The sequence below is a fragment of the Aureimonas endophytica genome (assembly GCF_014642635.1).
Taxonomy (GTDB): Bacteria; Pseudomonadota; Alphaproteobacteria; order Rhizobiales; family Rhizobiaceae; genus Plantimonas; species Plantimonas endophytica.
The window spans coordinates 330,916-346,400 of record NZ_BMIQ01000003.1; the positions used below are offsets into that span (position 1 = coordinate 330,916).

The 15,485-nt window shown below is 69.3% G+C and carries 16 protein-coding genes; 13 read left to right on the forward strand and 3 right to left on the reverse strand.

The window, feature by feature from the left end; translation table 11 throughout:
- The first annotated feature begins 26 nt into the window (after nucleotides 1–26).
- From IEY14_RS11705 to IEY14_RS11725, 5 genes are all read left to right on the forward strand, one after another.
- Entirely contained in the window at nucleotides 27–983 is a 957-nt protein-coding gene (locus IEY14_RS11705) for a cupin domain-containing protein (RefSeq protein ID WP_188908614.1), read from the forward strand.
- Nucleotides 983–2,314 carry an LLM class flavin-dependent oxidoreductase gene (locus tag IEY14_RS11710; RefSeq protein ID WP_188908616.1) on the forward strand — a complete coding sequence of 444 codons (1,332 nt, stop codon included), beginning with the start codon at nucleotides 983–985 and terminating at the stop codon, nucleotides 2,312–2,314. Before IEY14_RS11705 ends, IEY14_RS11710 begins: the two co-directional genes overlap by 1 nt.
- Before the next feature lie 62 nt (nucleotides 2,315–2,376).
- Complete coding sequence (locus IEY14_RS11715; protein WP_188908618.1) at nucleotides 2,377–3,162, forward strand: SDR family oxidoreductase; 786 nt, start codon at nucleotides 2,377–2,379, stop codon at nucleotides 3,160–3,162.
- 8 nt (nucleotides 3,163–3,170) lie between these two features.
- Entirely contained in the window at nucleotides 3,171–3,875 is a 705-nt protein-coding gene (locus IEY14_RS11720) for a maleate cis-trans isomerase family protein (RefSeq protein ID WP_188908620.1), read from the forward strand.
- Nucleotides 3,872–4,396 carry a flavin reductase gene (locus IEY14_RS11725; protein WP_188908621.1) on the forward strand — a complete coding sequence of 175 codons (525 nt, stop codon included), beginning with the start codon at nucleotides 3,872–3,874 and terminating at the stop codon, nucleotides 4,394–4,396. Before IEY14_RS11720 ends, IEY14_RS11725 begins: the two co-directional genes overlap by 4 nt.
- A gap of 48 nt (nucleotides 4,397–4,444) precedes the next feature.
- Here the strand turns inward: IEY14_RS11725 and IEY14_RS11730 are convergent, their stop codons facing one another.
- Genes IEY14_RS11730 through IEY14_RS11740 form a run of 3 tightly spaced genes read right to left on the reverse strand, consistent with a single transcriptional unit; the run spans nucleotide 4,445 to nucleotide 6,691 of the window.
- Nucleotides 4,445–5,800 carry a sensor histidine kinase gene (locus tag IEY14_RS11730; protein WP_188908622.1) on the reverse strand — a complete coding sequence of 452 codons (1,356 nt, stop codon included), beginning with the start codon at nucleotides 5,798–5,800 and terminating at the stop codon, nucleotides 4,445–4,447.
- Entirely contained in the window at nucleotides 5,797–6,462 is a 666-nt protein-coding gene (locus IEY14_RS11735; protein WP_188908623.1) for a response regulator transcription factor, read from the reverse strand. Before IEY14_RS11735 ends, IEY14_RS11730 begins: the two co-directional genes overlap by 4 nt.
- 1 nt (nucleotide 6,463) lies before the next feature.
- Nucleotides 6,464–6,691, reverse strand: coding sequence for a PepSY domain-containing protein (locus tag IEY14_RS11740; protein ID WP_188908624.1), 228 nt, complete (start codon nucleotides 6,689–6,691; stop codon nucleotides 6,464–6,466).
- 409 nt (nucleotides 6,692–7,100) lie between these two features.
- Here IEY14_RS11740 and IEY14_RS11745 point away from each other — a divergent pair, with 409 nt between their 5' ends.
- From IEY14_RS11745 to IEY14_RS11780, 8 genes are all read left to right on the forward strand, one after another.
- Nucleotides 7,101–7,745, forward strand: a complete 645-nt coding sequence (locus tag IEY14_RS11745; protein ID WP_188908625.1) for a hypothetical protein — start codon at nucleotides 7,101–7,103, stop codon at nucleotides 7,743–7,745.
- Nucleotides 7,746–7,814: 69 nt separating this feature from the next.
- Complete coding sequence (locus IEY14_RS11750; protein WP_188908626.1) at nucleotides 7,815–7,988, forward strand: hypothetical protein; 174 nt, start codon at nucleotides 7,815–7,817, stop codon at nucleotides 7,986–7,988.
- A gap of 194 nt (nucleotides 7,989–8,182) precedes the next feature.
- A complete protein-coding gene (locus IEY14_RS11755; protein WP_373288974.1) occupies nucleotides 8,183–9,157 on the forward strand; it encodes an ABC transporter permease in 975 nt (324 codons plus the stop codon).
- 51 nt (nucleotides 9,158–9,208) lie between these two features.
- A complete protein-coding gene (locus IEY14_RS11760; protein ID WP_244639452.1) occupies nucleotides 9,209–10,234 on the forward strand; it encodes a sugar ABC transporter substrate-binding protein in 1,026 nt (341 codons plus the stop codon).
- A gap of 89 nt (nucleotides 10,235–10,323) precedes the next feature.
- Nucleotides 10,324–12,447, forward strand: coding sequence for an ABC transporter permease (locus IEY14_RS11765; RefSeq protein WP_188908630.1), 2,124 nt, complete (start codon nucleotides 10,324–10,326; stop codon nucleotides 12,445–12,447).
- Nucleotides 12,444–13,529, forward strand: a complete 1,086-nt coding sequence (locus tag IEY14_RS11770) for an SMP-30/gluconolactonase/LRE family protein (protein ID WP_188908632.1) — start codon at nucleotides 12,444–12,446, stop codon at nucleotides 13,527–13,529. The genes IEY14_RS11765 and IEY14_RS11770 overlap by 4 nt, the downstream gene beginning before the upstream one ends.
- A complete protein-coding gene (locus IEY14_RS11775; RefSeq protein WP_188908634.1) occupies nucleotides 13,526–15,040 on the forward strand; it encodes a sugar ABC transporter ATP-binding protein in 1,515 nt (504 codons plus the stop codon). The genes IEY14_RS11770 and IEY14_RS11775 overlap by 4 nt, the downstream gene beginning before the upstream one ends.
- 21 nt (nucleotides 15,041–15,061) lie before the next feature.
- Entirely contained in the window at nucleotides 15,062–15,469 is a 408-nt protein-coding gene (locus tag IEY14_RS11780) for a carboxymuconolactone decarboxylase family protein (RefSeq protein ID WP_188908636.1), read from the forward strand.
- The last annotated feature ends 16 nt before the right edge of the window (nucleotides 15,470–15,485 follow it).

The following is a 15,485-nucleotide window of genomic DNA, read 5'->3' on the forward strand; positions in this document are numbered from 1 at the left end:
CGCCCCTCCGCCGGGAAGGAGAGATCATGAGCCAAGCCGCCGATCCGATCCGTACAGCGCCGGCCGACATGGCCGACATGCCGGTGCAGCATCCTTCCGCGCCGACGAGCCCGGCCGAGGGCCGCGCCCGCTTCTTCAATTCCGGCAATGCCTTCAATCTCAAGCTGCCGCCCGTGCCGGCGCGGATCTTCGCCGACGAGGCGGATCGCGCCCTGGCGCTGGAGGCGACGGGCTTTCTCGCCTGCGACCAGGCCGGCGCGATCGCCAGCGCCTTTCCCGCGACGACGCCCCTCATGCTGGCGCGCTATGCCGCGATCCGCCCCGGCGAGCGGCTGGACGCCGACTTCGCCGCCACAGGTGTGATCTGGTACGTGATGGCCGGTTCGGGCGAGGCGCGGCTCGCCGGCGAAAGCCTCGCCTTCGCGCAAGGCGACGTGATGCTGGCGCCGGGCGGCCCCGCGGCGCTTTCCGCCGGGCCCGAGGGGGCGGTTCTCTGGCTGGTGACGAACGAGCCGCTTCTCGCCTTCGACGCCGCCCGGCCCGATCCGGCCCAGCTTCCGCCCCCCGTCCACTATCCCGCCGCCGAGATCGAGCGGCAGCTCGCCCGCGTGACCGAGGCCAGCCGGAACGAGACGACCTCCGGCATCGCGCTGATCTTCTCGACCGAGCGCCAGGAGGGCAGCCGCAACATCCTGCCGAGCCTGACGCTGTCGCTCAACACCGTTCCCACCGGCGAGCAGCAGCGCGCCCATCGGCACAATTCGGCGGCGATCACGCTGATCCTGCAAGGGGAGGCGGCCTATTCGCGCGTCGCGGGCCAGCGTTGCGACTGGTCGCGCTTCGCCACGCTCGTGACCCCGGCGGGCGATCCGCATTCGCATCACAATGACGGCTCGGCGCGGGCCGCCTTCCTGATCGTCCAGGATGGCGGGCTCCACTATCACGCCCGCACCATGGGCTTCTCGTTTCTGGAGACCGCCTGATGAGCGCCCCGCGCCCTCGGCAGATGCATCTCGGCCTTTTCATCCTCGGCACCGGCAGCCATGTCGCCGGCTGGCGCCAGCCGGGCGCGGTGACGAGCTTCGAGGACATGGCCGCGATCCGTGAGATCGGCGCCACGGCCGAGCGCGGTCTGTTCGACCTGATCTTCATGGGCGACAATCTCTATGCCGATCCGGCCGCCCATCCCTCCTACACCTCGCGGCTGGAACCGCTGACCATGCTTTCGGCGCTCGCCATGTCGACGAGCCGGATCGGACTCGGCGCCACGGCCTCCACCACCTATGGCGACCCGTTCAGCGTGGCGCGCGCCTTTGCTTCGCTCGACCATATCAGCGCGGGCCGCGCCGCCTGGAACGCGGTGACGACGGCCAACGCCGTCTCCGCCGCCAATTTCGGGCGCGACCATCCCGACCATAGCCAGCGCTACGCCATCGCGGAGGAATTCGTCTCGGTCGTGCGCGGGCTCTGGGACTGCTGGGACGACGATGCCCTCGTCGCGGACGCGGCGAGCGGCCTCTATATCGATCCGGCCAAGGTCCGCTCCCTCGATCACGACGGCGCCTTCTTCCAGGTGAAGGGGCCGCTCAACATCTCGCGCGCGCCGCAGGGCCAGCCGGTCATCCTCCAGGCCGGCGGCTCGGCCCCCGGCCAGCGGCTCGCCGCGCGCACGGCCGATGTCGTCTTCTCCGTCGTGCAGGATCTCGGCGAGGCGCAGGCGCAATATGCCGCGTTCAAGGCGCAGCTCCCCGCCTTCGGCCGGCGTGCAGAGGACGTGACCATGCTGCCCGGCGTCATGCCCGTCGTCGGACGCACGGAACGCGAGGCCTTTGACAGGCTCGCCGCGCTGCAAGGCTTCCTGTCCGACAGCAACGCCCTCCAGCTTCTTTCCGATCGCTTCGGCACGGATATGAGCGTCTACGATCTCGATGGTCCCGTGCCCGACATCGCCCTGCCGGACAGCTATCATTCCTTCGCCGGCGTCATGCTCGCCAAGGCACGTCGCGAAGGCCTCAGCCTGCGCGACGTCTATAATCTCATGGGCGCGGCGCGCGGCCATTGGGTGCTTTGCGGCTCGGCCGAGCAGGTGGCCGACACGCTCCAGCACTGGTTCGAGAGCGGCGCGGCGGACGGATTCAACGTCATGCCCCCCTTCTTCCACGAGGGCTTTTCCGACTTCGTGGATCTCGTCGTGCCGATCCTGCAGGAACGCGGCCTGTTCCGCGCGGCCTACGAGGGCGCGACGCTGCGCGACCATCTCGGCCTCGACCGCCCGGCGCGCGGCGTCTGGCCGGCGCGTCTTGCCGCGTCCTGATCTCCGATCCCGGCGCCCTCCGGGGCGCCCCGCTTTCTTTCCCTTTCTGACAGGAGACTTCCATGGATCTTCGCCTCGGCGGCAAGACCGTGCTCATCACCGGCGCCTCGCAGGGCATCGGCGCGGGTCTGGCCCGCGCCTTCGCCGAGGAAGGCTGCCACTTGATCCTCACCGCGCGCAGCATCGACAAGCTGGAAGCGCTGCGGGCCGAGATCGCGGCGAGCCATCCGGCCTCCGAGATCCGCCTCGTACCCTGCGACCTGACAGAGACCGGCGCGGCCGAGAGGCTCTGCGAGATGGCCGGCGACATCGACATTCTCGTCAACAATGCCGGCGTCATCCCCTCCGGCTCGCTGTTCGACGTGGACGAGGCGAAATGGCGGGCCGGCTGGGAGTTGAAGGTCTACGGCTACATCAATCTCTGCCGCCTCTACTATCCGCGCATGAAGGCGGCGGGCGGCGGCGTCATCATCAACAATATCGGCAATGGCGGCGAAATCTCCGACCCGCGCTACATCGCCGGCGCCGTCGGCAATGCCAGCCTGATGGCTTTCACGCGGGCGCTCGGCGGCTCCAGCCTCGACGACGGGATCCGCGTCGTCGGCGTCAATCCCGGTCCCGTCGACACCGACCGCATCTACAACATGCTCAAGAAACGCGCGGTCGATCTCTATGGCGACGAGGCCCGGTTCGGCGAACTCGCCAAGACCTATCCGCTCGGCCGGCCCGCGCATGTCCACGAGATCACCGATCTCATCGTGTTCCTCGCCTCGTTCCGCTCGGGCTATACGAGCGGCACGATCATGACCGTGGATGGCGGCATCGCCTCCCGCCGCTCCATCGTGTGAGCCGGGCCATGGCGAGGACGCGCCCCTTTCGTCTCGGCATGCTCGCACCCTCCTCCAACACGGTGCTGGAACCCGAGACGCAGAAGCTTCTGCCCCCGGACGGGTCGGTGACGACCCATGTCTCCCGCCTTCGCGTGCGGGAGATCTCGGCCGACGCCGCCTCGCGGCGCCAGTTCGACCTTTCGGGCATGGTCGAAGCGGCCGAACTTCTCGCCGATGCCGAGGTCGATCTCATCCTCTGGAACGGCACGGCCGCGAGCTGGCTCGGCTTCGACCGCGACCGGGCGGTGATCGAAGCGATCGAGGCGGCGACGGGGATCGCCACGACCACGGCCGTCGTCGCGATCAATGCCGAGCTTGCCCGGCTTGGCGCCCGCCGCATCGGTCTGGTGACGCCCTATGTCGGGGCGCTCGAAGCCAGTATCGTCGAGAACTATGCCGGGATCGGGATCGAGGTGGGCGCCGCCCGGCGGCTCGACCTCACGGTGAACACCGACTATGCCGCCATCGCGCCGGAACGGCTGGCCGCGATGACGCGCGAGGTCGCGGCAGCCGGCGTTGAGGCTGTGCTGATCCTCTGCACCAATCTCGCCGGAGCCTCCATCGCGCCCACCCTGTCGCGCGAGCTCGGTCTGCCCGTGCTCGATTCCGTCCGCGTCGCGGTGGAACACAGTCTGGCCCGCCTTCCCGCCGGACCGAGGGCGCGGGCATGATGAGCACGGCCGTTTCGGCGGTCGCCGATCCGAGATCGCCCGTCGACCCGTCGCAGTTCCGCGAGGGCATGTCGCGCCTCGCCGCCGCCGTTAGCATCGTCACGACACGGACGGCGGAGGGATGCTTCGGTTTCACCGCGACGGCGATCTGCAGCGTCACCGATACGCCGCCGACCCTTCTCGTCTGCCTCAATCGCGCGGCGTCGGTGTTTCCGATGTTCGAGACGGCCGAGCGGCTCTGCGTCAACACCCTCTCCGCCGGTCAGGGCGAGCTGGCCGCGCTGTTCGGCGGCCGGACGCCGATGGCCGAGCGCTTCGCTGGGGGAGGCTGGACCACGCTCCTCACCGGCGCGCCGGTGCTCGATGAGGCGGCCGTCAGCTTCGACGGTTGGATCGCCGACCGCCGATCCATCGGCACGCATGACGTGCTCTTCTGCGAGATCGCGGCGATGCGCTGGAGCGACGCGCCCTCGGGCCTCGCCTATTTCCGCCGTGCCATGCGGCCGCTGACGGACGGCTGAAGGCAGCGCACCGCCCCCGTCGGAGTGTCGATCGCGAGGAGTCCGCGTTCAGGGTGCCTTCGGCAAGCGGATCGCGACCGCCAGACCGCCCGGCTCGGCCTGTCCGAAGGTGATCGTCCCCTGGTTCAGCGTGACGATCTCCCGGGCGATCGCTAGACTGAGACCGGTGCCCGGCATCGTCTCGTCCAGCCGGCGGCCGCGCTCGCCGATCGACGCGAGGTCGTCCGGCGCGATGCCCGGCCCGTCGTCCTCGATCCGCAGCTCGACCGTCATGCCATCGACCCGCGCCTCGATCGAGATCCGCGAGCGGGCCCATTGCGCGGCGTTCTCCAGGATCACGCCGACGAGCTCGACGAGGTCGTCGGCGTCCATGTCGACGTCGAGCGCCTCGGCGACATCGACCCGCCACTCGCACCGCTCACCCTGCTGCGTCCGTTGCAGCACGGCGACCGCGCGGCACACGATCCGGCTGAGCGGCGCGGTGAAGGAATGCAGGCGCGTCCGCTGGCGCAGCCGGGCAAGGCGCATCTGGTAGTCGATGCGCTCGCTCATCTCGCGCGTCAGTTCGGCGATCTGCGCCGCGATCGCGTCTTCGCCCTTCTCGCCAAGTTCGTATTCCAGCGTTCCGAGGACGGCGAGCGGCGTCTTCAGGCCATGCGCCAGATCGGCGGCGCGCGCCCGCGCGAATTCCATCGACTTGCCTTGGGAGACGAGCAGTTCGTTGACTTCGCCGACCAGCGGCAGGACTTCGGACGGATAGGCGGCGCCGACCGAGACGGCCGCCCCCTTGCGGATCGCCTCCACGTCCTGGCGGAGCCGGCGGAGCGGCGCGAGCCCGAGCTGCACCTGTAGGAGGGCCGCCAGGGCGAGCACGAGGCCGAGAAGGAGGAGGGCGACCGCGAGCTCGAAGCCGAAGCGGCGGATCGCCCCGTCGAGGCTCGCGCGGTCCTGCGCCACGACGACCTCGTAGCGCCGCTCGCCGTTCGCGGCCGGGAAGCGGGCGAGGAGCGACAGGGACAGGAGCGACTGCCCGAGCGGACCGTCCACCGTCGCGAAACGCCGACCCTCGTCCTCCGGCCCCGTTGCGAGAACATGGTCCCAGAGCGAGCGGGATCGCGTCCTCGCGCCGCTGCCCAGATCCGTCACCTGCCAATAGATGCCGCTCGCCGGCGTCTCGTAGCGCGCATCCGGCAGGGCACCCGTCAGGACGGGGGCGCCGGCGGGCGCGTCGGGATCGATCAGCGCGACGAGGCGGGACATCGTCGCCGAAATGTCGGCCCGGACGTTGCGTTCGAGGCTGTCGGTGAAAAGATAGGCGATGGCGGCGCCCGCGAGGACCAGCGCCGCCGCGATCCAGACGGCGGCGCCGAGCACCAGCCGGAAGCGAAGCGAGCGGAACCTCAAGCCTCGCTGCCTCCAAGCATGTAGCCGAAGCCGCGACGCGTGACGATGATGTTGGCGCCCAGCCGCTTGCGCAATCGTCCGATCAGCACCTCGACGGCGTTCGAAGCCCGCTCGAAGTCCTGGGCATAGAGGTGCTCGGTGATCTCGATCTGCGACACGACGCGGCCGCGCTGATGCGCCATGAAGACCAGAAGCCGGTATTCCTGGGGCGTCAGCGCCACCGGCAAGCCGTCGCGCATCACCTGCATGGTCCGGGTGTCCAAGAGGAGATCGCCGATCTCGATCTGCGAGGAGGCGAAGCCGGCGGCGCGGCGGACGATCGCGCGCATCCTCGCCACCACTTCCTCCATGCGGAAGGGCTTCACCACATAATCGTCGGCGCCCGCCTCGATCCCCTCGACGCGCTCGTCCCATTGGCCGCGCGCGGTGAGGATGAGGACGGGGGCGCGGCGGTTCGCGCGGCGCCAGCGCTTGAGGATCGTCAGCCCGTCCAGCACCGGCAGACCGAGATCGAGGATGATCGCGTCGAACGGCTCCGTGTCGCCGCGAAACCAGGCATCCTCGCCGTCCGTGGCATATTCCGGCACGAAGCCGGCCGCCGACAGGGCCAGCCCGAGCGCCGCCGCGATCCGCCGGTCGTCCTCGGCGATCAGGATCCGCATGTCAGCGCACTCCCATCAGCTGCCCGGTGCGGGCATCGAAGGAATAGCGGCGCACGTCGCCATTCGCCTCCAGCACCTTCAGCTCGTATTCGAGCATCTTGTCGACGAGTTCGAGCCTGGCATCGATGATCTCGCCTTCGGTCAGGTGGCGGGCGGCGGTAACGATCTGGTCGAGCGGCAGCGCCTCGTTCGCCTGGACGGCTTCGAGCGCGCCTTCGGGTCCCCGCACATAGCGTCCGATATCGGCGGAGGGCGAGGGGCTCGGCGAGGCCGCCGGCGCGCCGCTATCGGGCCCGGACGGCGCTTGCCCCCCAGCCGAGTCGCGGCCGGGTGCCGAGGCTCCCGTGCCCGGACCGCTGGAACCGCCGCCCTGGCCGCCGCCCGGATCTCCGCCGGGACCCCCACCGCTCGCTCCCCCGCCCCCGCCGGGCGACTGCGCCTGTGCGATCCCCGTCAGCGGCAGCAGTAGGACCGCGACACAGAAAACGACCTTGAGGGGAACGAGGCTTCTCACGCGTTCTCCTTATGCGGACGAAGCTGATAAATCGCTGACATCGGCCTCACGGGCCTGTCAGCCGCGATTGGATAGACCCCTCGTCATCGGGCCGAACACGCTCGATGAGAGAAAGGAACGATCCATGACGAAGCAGAAGCTTCTCACGACATTGGCCGCCGGTCTCCTGATGGCGAGCGCGGTGGCGGCGAATGCCCAGGGTCCCGGCGGGGGCGGTGCCGGCGGCAGCCATGATGGCGGGAGCCATGACGGCGGCGGCGCCGGCAGCCATGGCGGCGGCTCGAACGGCGCCTCGTCGGCGAGCGGCTCCACCGGCCGGAACGGCGGCATGGCCGAGACCGGCACGAGCGGGAACGCCGGGGCGCCGAGCACCGGAAACGCGGCGAACGCCGCCCGCCCGGATGCCGGAGGCGTCGCGGCCCCGTCCTCCGGCTCGAACGGCAACGGCGGTCAGGGCGGAACCCGCACCGAGGGCTCGCCCGGCTCGCTCGGCGCGGATCTCCAGTTCGACACGTCCCACGAGGCGGCGACGACGCGGCCGAGCGGAACGACGGCGACCGGGACGGCCGCGACGATGACGGCGACGGACGGCGAAGCCTCGCAATCCGCCGACGGCGCTCCCGGCGAATACGGGGAGCCGGGTCAGTACGGCGCCCCGGGCCAGTACGGCGCGCCGGGTCAGTATGGCAAGCCCGGCGAATATGGCGAGCCCGGACAGTATGGCGCGCCGAGCGACACCACGACGACGTCGTCGACTACGACCGAGTGACCGGTTGGCGCGCCCCGCGATCCCCCGGGGCGCGCCGCCTCCCGATGCCATCGAAGGACGAACGCCATCATGGGCACTCATGCCGAACCGACCGAACTCGACACCATCGCGCTGGACGCCATCGCCGCGATGGAACGCGCGCTCCAGCAGGCGATGATCGAACTGACGCAGGACAATTGGTCCTTCGTTCCGATCGACGAGGTCACCGTTCTTCGGTCGCGCACCCAACCCCCGAGGAATTGAAGGCGATCGACCAAGGCGAGCGCATCCCGAGAATTATGTCGATTCATTGACAGATCGCTTGACGACGCCCGGCTTTTTGCTTCGTCATGGGAAGGCGGAGTCGCGGTGGCCATGTCGGCACCCGACGACCAGGAGCATCGCGGAACACCGTGGAGGCTCGATCCGCTCTCGTGAGGTCGAACGGAATGAAAGCCTTGCGCCATCGCGGTTGGTTCACGCAGGAACGCATCGTTCTCGCCTTCGCGGTCGTGCTCTTCGTCGCGTTCAGCGTCACGCTGAACGGCTTTCTCGCCCCGAACAATCTCGTCGGAATTCTGCGCTCGATCGCCATCCTCGGCATTCTCGTCGTCGGCATGGGCATCGTCGTCATCGGGCGCGGCATCGACCTGTCGATGGTGGCCGTGATGGCGATGGGCACCGCCTGGCAGCTCGAACTGATGAATTCCGGCCTTGGGGCGCTGAGCGCGACGCTCGTCGTCCTTGCAGGGGTCATCCTCGTCGGCGCGGCCAACGGCTTCCTCATCGCCTATGCCGACGTGCCGCCGGTCTTCGCGACGCTCGCCTCGGCGAGCTTCGTCTTCGGCGTGGTGCGCTCGCAGCTGATCGGGCAGGACGCCGTCGCCGTGCCGCGCGACGCGAGCTTTCTTCTGGAGCTCGGACAGATCCGGCTGGCCGGCCTTCCCATCGAGGTGGTGATCTTCGCCGCGCTCGCCTTCGTGGCGGCGCTCGTGCTGCGCTTCACGCGCTACGGGCGCTATGTCTATCTTATCGGCGACAATGTCGAGACGGCCCGCACCATGGGCATCCCGCTCCGCCCGATGATCGTCGGGCAATATGTCGTCAGCGCGCTGCTCGCCTGGTCGGCCGGGCTCGTCACCGCCGCCGGGCTGCAGAGCATCAACACGCGCGTCGTCAACTCGACGCTTCTCTACGACGTGATCCTCGTCGTCGTGATCGGCGGCATCAGCCTGTCCGGCGGCAAGGGCGGCATGAAGAATGTCGTGGTCGGCGCGCTGCTGATCGGCATCATGCTGAACGGCATGACCATCCTCAACCTGCCGAACATCTACCAGAACCTCATCAAGGCCTCGATCCTGCTGCTCGCCCTGATCCTCGACAGCCGGCTGAACCCGCGCGACGAACAGACGGGCCAGCAGGGCGACATCTGAACCCTTCGAAGACGACTGTCCGGGCGAAGCCCGCGACGATGGGAGACGGACGTGAAAAAGCTTCTGACCTTCGTGCTCGGCACCTGCGCCGCCCTTTGCCTCGCGGCCGCCGCCCCGGCGCAGGAAACCGGCGATCCCGGCCCCGCGGCCTACAAGTCCGCGCTCGATGGCAAGCGCGTCGTCCTCGTGCCGATGGCCATGGGCTTCGATCTCGCGCAGGGCTGGGCGCATTACATCGGCAGCGAGGTGAAGGCCTTCGGCGGCACCTTCGAGACGCGCGACCCGAACTGGGACATCGCCGCGGGCGCGCAGGCGATCACCGACCTCATCTCCTCGGCCGAGAAGCCGGACGTGATGATCGTCCACGCCCCCGACCTCCAGTCCTATACGCGCTTGTTCAAGCGGGCGCAGGAGGCCGGCATCTACGTCTTCCAGATCGACAACCGCACGAACTACCCGACCGACGCCTTCTTCGGCTCCGACTGGTACCGGCTCGGCCAGCTGGAGGCGGAGGCCGTCGTGAAGGGCTGCGGCGCGAAATCCACGAAGAAGATCGGCCTCATCCAGGGCGATCAGGTGAATTCCTCCAGCCTCGACCAATATGCCGGCATCCAAAGCGTTCTGAAGGATCATCCCGACTTCAAGGTCGTCGGCCAGCCCGATTCCAACTGGGACACGAACACGGCCCGCAGCGTCGCGACGACGCTCCTCCAGCAGAATCCGGATGTCTGCGGCGTGATCGACTTCTGGGACGGCACGGCGACGGGCACTGCGGCGGCGATCCGCGACGCCGGGCTCTTCGGCAAGGTCTTCCTCGTCACCACCGGCGGCGGCGAGGCGGCCTCCTGCAAGGCGATCGAGGACGGCACCTATGGCGCGGTCGTCATGACGGAGGTGAAGAACCAGTCGCGCGACGTCGTCGCGACGCTGAAATACATGCTTCAGAGCGGCGTGAAGCCGGGCGCCGCCAAGACCTGGGTCTATACGCTGGAAAAGGCGACGACGAAGGCGGACCTCAAGCCGGACAGCTGCTGGAGCCTCAAGGACATCCAGGCCGAGCAGGCCGCCGCCAAGTAAGGGCGCTTCTTCCGTCCGAGGCCGGCGGGGCGCGCTCCGCCGGCCTCGGCTCTGTCCGCATGGCTCCTCCCGCCGCGAGTTTCCGATCGATGCGAGTTCCCGAGGCCCTGTCGCGCCTTCGCTACAATGCCGTGCCCGATCATCTGATCGGCGAGGTCTTGACCAAGCGCTGGACCGACAACCTCGTCCCCTTTCTCTTCCTCCTCGTGGTGCTCGCCGTCTTCGGCAGCGCCATCAACGGCTTCTTCTCGCCGGGCAGCCTTCTCGACACGGTGCGCCAGCTCGGCGAGTTTCTGATCGTCGTCGTCGGACTGACCGTCGTCATGCTCGGCGGCGGCATCGATCTGTCCGTCGGCTCGATCTACGCGCTCTCCGTCTTCGCCTCCGTCATGACGATCTATGTCGGGGAGGCGCCGGCCTGGGCGGCCTGCCTCGCCTCGCTCGCCGTCGGCACGGCCTTCGGCGCGGTGAACGGCTTTCTCGTCGGATACCTGCGCCTGCGCGCCTTCCTGACGACGCTGGTGACGCTGATCATCGGCCGCTCGCTCTTCGACATCCTGATCGTCGCCCATGGCCGGTCCATGCAGATGTCGTCCGTGATGAACGACGGCTTCGACTGGATCGGCACCGGCTCCTTCGCCGGCCTGCCCGTCAGCGCGCTCTTCGCCGCCCTCTTCGCGGCGCTCGCCCATGTGATGATCAGCCGCTCGCGCATCGGCTGGCACATCTCGGCGGTCGGCGGCTCGCGCCGCTCGGCCTACAATGCCGGCATCCATTTGCGCCGCACGGTCTTCCTCACCTATGTCTTTTCCGGCTTCTGCTGCGGGCTCGCCGGCTTCCTCCTCGCCGCGCGCCTGTCCGGCGTCGGGCCGGGCACGGGGGCGGGGCTGGAGCTGATGGCGATCACCGCCGCCGTCGTCGGCGGCAACAGCCTCGGCGGCGGGCGCGGCTCGATCGCCAAGGGCCTGATCGGGGCGGTCGCCGTGCTGGTCACGGTGAACGGCCTCATCCGTCTCGGCTTCGGCACCGGCTCCAACCAGATGATCCTCGGCCTGATGCTGGGCCTTGCCGTCGTGCTCGACATCCGCTGGCTGAAGAACCGCCACAAGGTGTTGGCGGAGGTCTATGTGGCGCCCGTCCACCACCGCATGGGCGCCGCGCCCTCGGCCGAGCCGGGCTCCGGCACGCCCTATGCGCTGGACGACCGGCTGGCCGGCGCCGAGGCCATCGCGCTCGGCACGGTGGAGGGACCGGAAGACGTCATTCTCGACGCCGAGGACAATCTCTATGCCGGCACGCGCCATGGCGAGATCCTGCGCTGGCTGGCGCCCGACTATACGCGGCAGGAGGTCTTCGCCCATATCGGCGGCTTCCCGCTCGGCCTCGCCATGGACAGGGACGGCTCGATCAAGACCTGCGTCGGGGCGATGGGCCTTTATTCCATCGCGCCCGACCGCACGGTGACGCAGCTTTCCACCGAGACGAAGCGCTCGCTCCTCTCGGTCGTCGACGACGCGCGGTTGCGCGATCCGAACGACTGCGACATCGGGCCGGACGGGCGGATCTGGTTCACCGATTCCACCACGCGCTACGACGCGCATGACTGGGCGCTGGATTCGGTGGAAAGCCGCCCGACCGGCCGCCTCCTCGTCTACGATCCGAGGTCGGGGCGCACCCGCACGGTGCTGAAGGGCCTGCGCTATGCCAATGGCGTCTGCCTCGCCCATGACGGGCGCTCGATCCTCATCGCCGAATCCTGGGCCTGCTCCATCCATCGCTACTGGCTGGAGGGGCCGAAGGCGGGCCGGCTCGAATGCGTCATCCGCGACATGCCGGGCTATCCCGACAATATCAACCGCGCCTCGGACGGCACCTATTGGATGGCCTGGCTCGGCCTGCGCACGCCGAGCTTCGACCTGTCGCTGCGCCATCCCGCCTTCCGCAAGCGCATGACGCGCCGCCTGCCGCCGGACGACTGGCTCTTCCCGAACATCAACACCGGCGGCGTCGTGAAGTTCGACGAGAGCGGGCGGATCGTCGACACGCTGGCCGATCTCACCGGCCAGAGCCACCCGATGGTCACCTCGATGCGCGAGCACAAGGGCTATCTCTATATCGGCGGCATCCTCAACAACCGGATCGGACGGCTGAAGCTGCCGGGCGCCGACCCGGCCTGGACCGGCATGGCCTCCTACTGGAAGGGCGCGGCATGAGGGCGCTCGACCGGGTTCTCGATCTCTTTCGCGGCCGCACCGTCACGATCCCGCCGCTCGACGGCGCCTTCAAGCCGAACCGGGCGCTGGACGAGGCGGCGCTCCTCGCCGAACTGAAGGAGCCCGACAGCCTCGCCGTCACGGCGGAGGGCACGCTCCTCGTCGCCTCGGGACCGGAGGTGGTCGCGCTCGGCGGTGGCGCGCCGGTGCCGGTCGCGCGGTTCGCCGCGCCCGTGACCGCGCTCGCCGCGCTGCCCGAGGGCGGCTTCGTCGCGGGGCTCGCCGATGGCACGATCCGCTGCGAGGGCGGGCCTCGTCACGGCTGGCATCTCTCCGCGCTCGGCGAGGAGGCTTGGCGTTGCCCGACCGCGATCGTCGCCGGGGCCCCGGGCGTGATCTTCGTCGCCGAGGGCTCGCGCCGGCACGGGCCCGGCGACTGGGCGGTCGATCTCATGGAAGGGCGCGCCGGGGGCTCGGTCTGGCGGGTGGAGCTTTCCGGCGGCGCGCCGTCCCGTCTCGCCGAGGGCCTCGCCTGGCCCGCCGGCCTGCTTCTCGATCGCGACGGGAGCCTGATCGTCTCGGAGGCCTGGCGGCATCGCCTTCTGCGCCTGCCCGCGACGGGCGGGGCGGCGGCGCGGCCGGTGCTGGAGCGCCTGCCCGGCTATCCCGGCCGGCTCGCGCCGGCGGCGGGCGGCGGCGCCTGGCTCGCGCTCTTCGCCCCGCGCAACCGGCTGGTGGAGCTCGTCCTCACCGAGCCCGCCTATCGCGACGACATGCTGGCCAGCATCGATCGCCGCCACTGGATCGTGCCGGCGCTGCGCTCGGGCGCGAGCTTTCTCGAACCGCTGCAGAGCGGCGGCGTCGTCACCATGGGCGTGAAGAAGCCCTGGGCGCCGAGCCGCTCCTACGGCCTCGTCGCACGGCTCGGATCCGATCTCCAGCCGGTGGCGAGCCTCCACAGCCGCGCCGACGGCACGCGCCACGGCGTCACAGCGGCGGTGGAGGCCGGCGGGCGGCTCGTCGCCGCCGCCAAGGGCGGCGACGCCGTCCTCGATCTCGGGCCTGTGGGAGACGCGCCATGAGCGCCCTCGTCGAGATGCGCCGCATATCGAAGAGCTATCGCGGCAATGCCGCCGTGAAGGACGTGGATTTCGATCTTCGCGAGGGCGAGGTCCATGCGCTGCTCGGCGAGAACGGGGCGGGCAAGTCGACGCTGACGAAGATGCTGGCGGGCGTGGTCGAGCCGAGTTCGGGCGAGATGCTGATCAGCGGCGAGCCGGTGCGCTTCGCCGGCCCGGCCGACGCGCTGCGCCGGGGCATCGCCATGGTCTTCCAGGAAACGAGCCTCGTGCCGTCCATGACGGTCGCGCAGAACCTCTATCTCGGCGACGAGCGCTTCCTGAACCGCCTGCGCGGCGTCACCATCGCCGCGCAGCAGTTTCTGCAATCCTTGAACTTCACCGTCGATCCTTCCGCCACGGTCGCGACGCTCGGCGCCGCCAAGCGCCAGATGGTGGAGATCGCCCGCGCCGTGCGCCTGAAGGCGCGCGTCATCATCTTCGATGAGCCGACCGCGACACTGACACCGGAGGAGAAGCGGCATTTCTTCGCGCTCGTCCGCCGGCTGAAGACACGCGGCGTCGCGGTCGTCTTCATCAGCCACGCGCTGGAGGAGGCGCTGCACCTCTCCGACCGCATCACCGTGATGCGCGACGGCGAGACGGTCATGACCGGGCCGACCGCCGGCTTCACCCGCCAGTCGATCGTGCAGGCCATGGTCGGCCGCACCCTGTCCGAAAAAGGCGGGGCGGAGAATACCGGTGCCAAGCGCGGGCCTGACGGGCATGTGCGCCCGCCCGGCCGCAAGATCCTCTCCGTCCAGGACGTGTCCATGGGCGCGATGGTGAAGAACACGTCCTTCTCCGTCTTTGAGGGACAGGTGACGGGCATCTTCGGCCTCGTCGGCTCCGGCCGCACGGAAACGGCGAAGATCGTCGCGGGCGTCCTAAAGCGCGATTTCCTGCGCGGCGGCGAGATCGAGTTCGACGGGCGGCCCGTGCGCTATTCGACGCCGCGTCCGGCCATGCGCGACGGCATCGTCTACGTCACCGAGGACCGGAAGCTCGAAGGCTTCTTCGAGACCATGTCGATCGCCGAGAACCTCTATTCCGGCCTGATGGCGGCGGGCCTGAAACGCTCGACCTTCGTCAGCCGCGCCGAGATGGCGGCGCTCGCCGAGGACTGGGGCAAGCGCCTCGCCATCCGCTCCATTAACGCCGATGCGCGGGTGGTGGAACTGTCCGGCGGCAATCAGCAGAAGGTGGTGATCGGCAAGGGCTTGGTGCAGCGGCCGCGCCTCGTGATCTTCGACGAGCCGACGCGCGGCGTCGACGTCGCGGCCATCGCCGAGATCCACGCGCTGATCGAGAAGCTCGCCGATGACGGGCTCGCCGTCGTCGTGATCTCCTCCTACCTGCCGGAGATCATGACCCTCTCCGACCGCATCCTCGTCGCCCGGCAGGGACGCGTCGTCGAGGAGTTCTCGCCGCAGGAGGCGAGCGAGGAGCGGATCATGTATGCCTCCGTCCATTGAGACGATGAAGGGAAGACGCCGATGGCGACCGCCAAGCTCTGGACCGATGCCGAGGTGGAGGCCTCGCCGCGCGTGAAGGCCGTGTTCGACGACATCCGCGCGACGCGGAACTCGAATTTCGTCAATAATTTCTGGCGGGCGCTGGCCGGCCAGCCCGAGGTGCTGGAGCGGACCTGGGCCTCGCTGAAGGCGGTGATGATTGCGCCCGGCGAACTCGATCCCCTGACCAAGGAGCTCGTCTATATCGCCGTTTCCACGATCAATTCCTGCCCCTATTGCGTCCATTCCCACACCGCCGCCGCGAGGGCCAAAGGCCTGACGGACGGCCAGCACGGCGAGTTCCTGGCCGTGCTGGCGATGGCTTCGCAGACGAATGCTCTCGTCACCGCTCTTCAGGTGCCGGTCGATCCCGAATTCCAGGTCGGCTGAACGCCGGAAGCCGCGA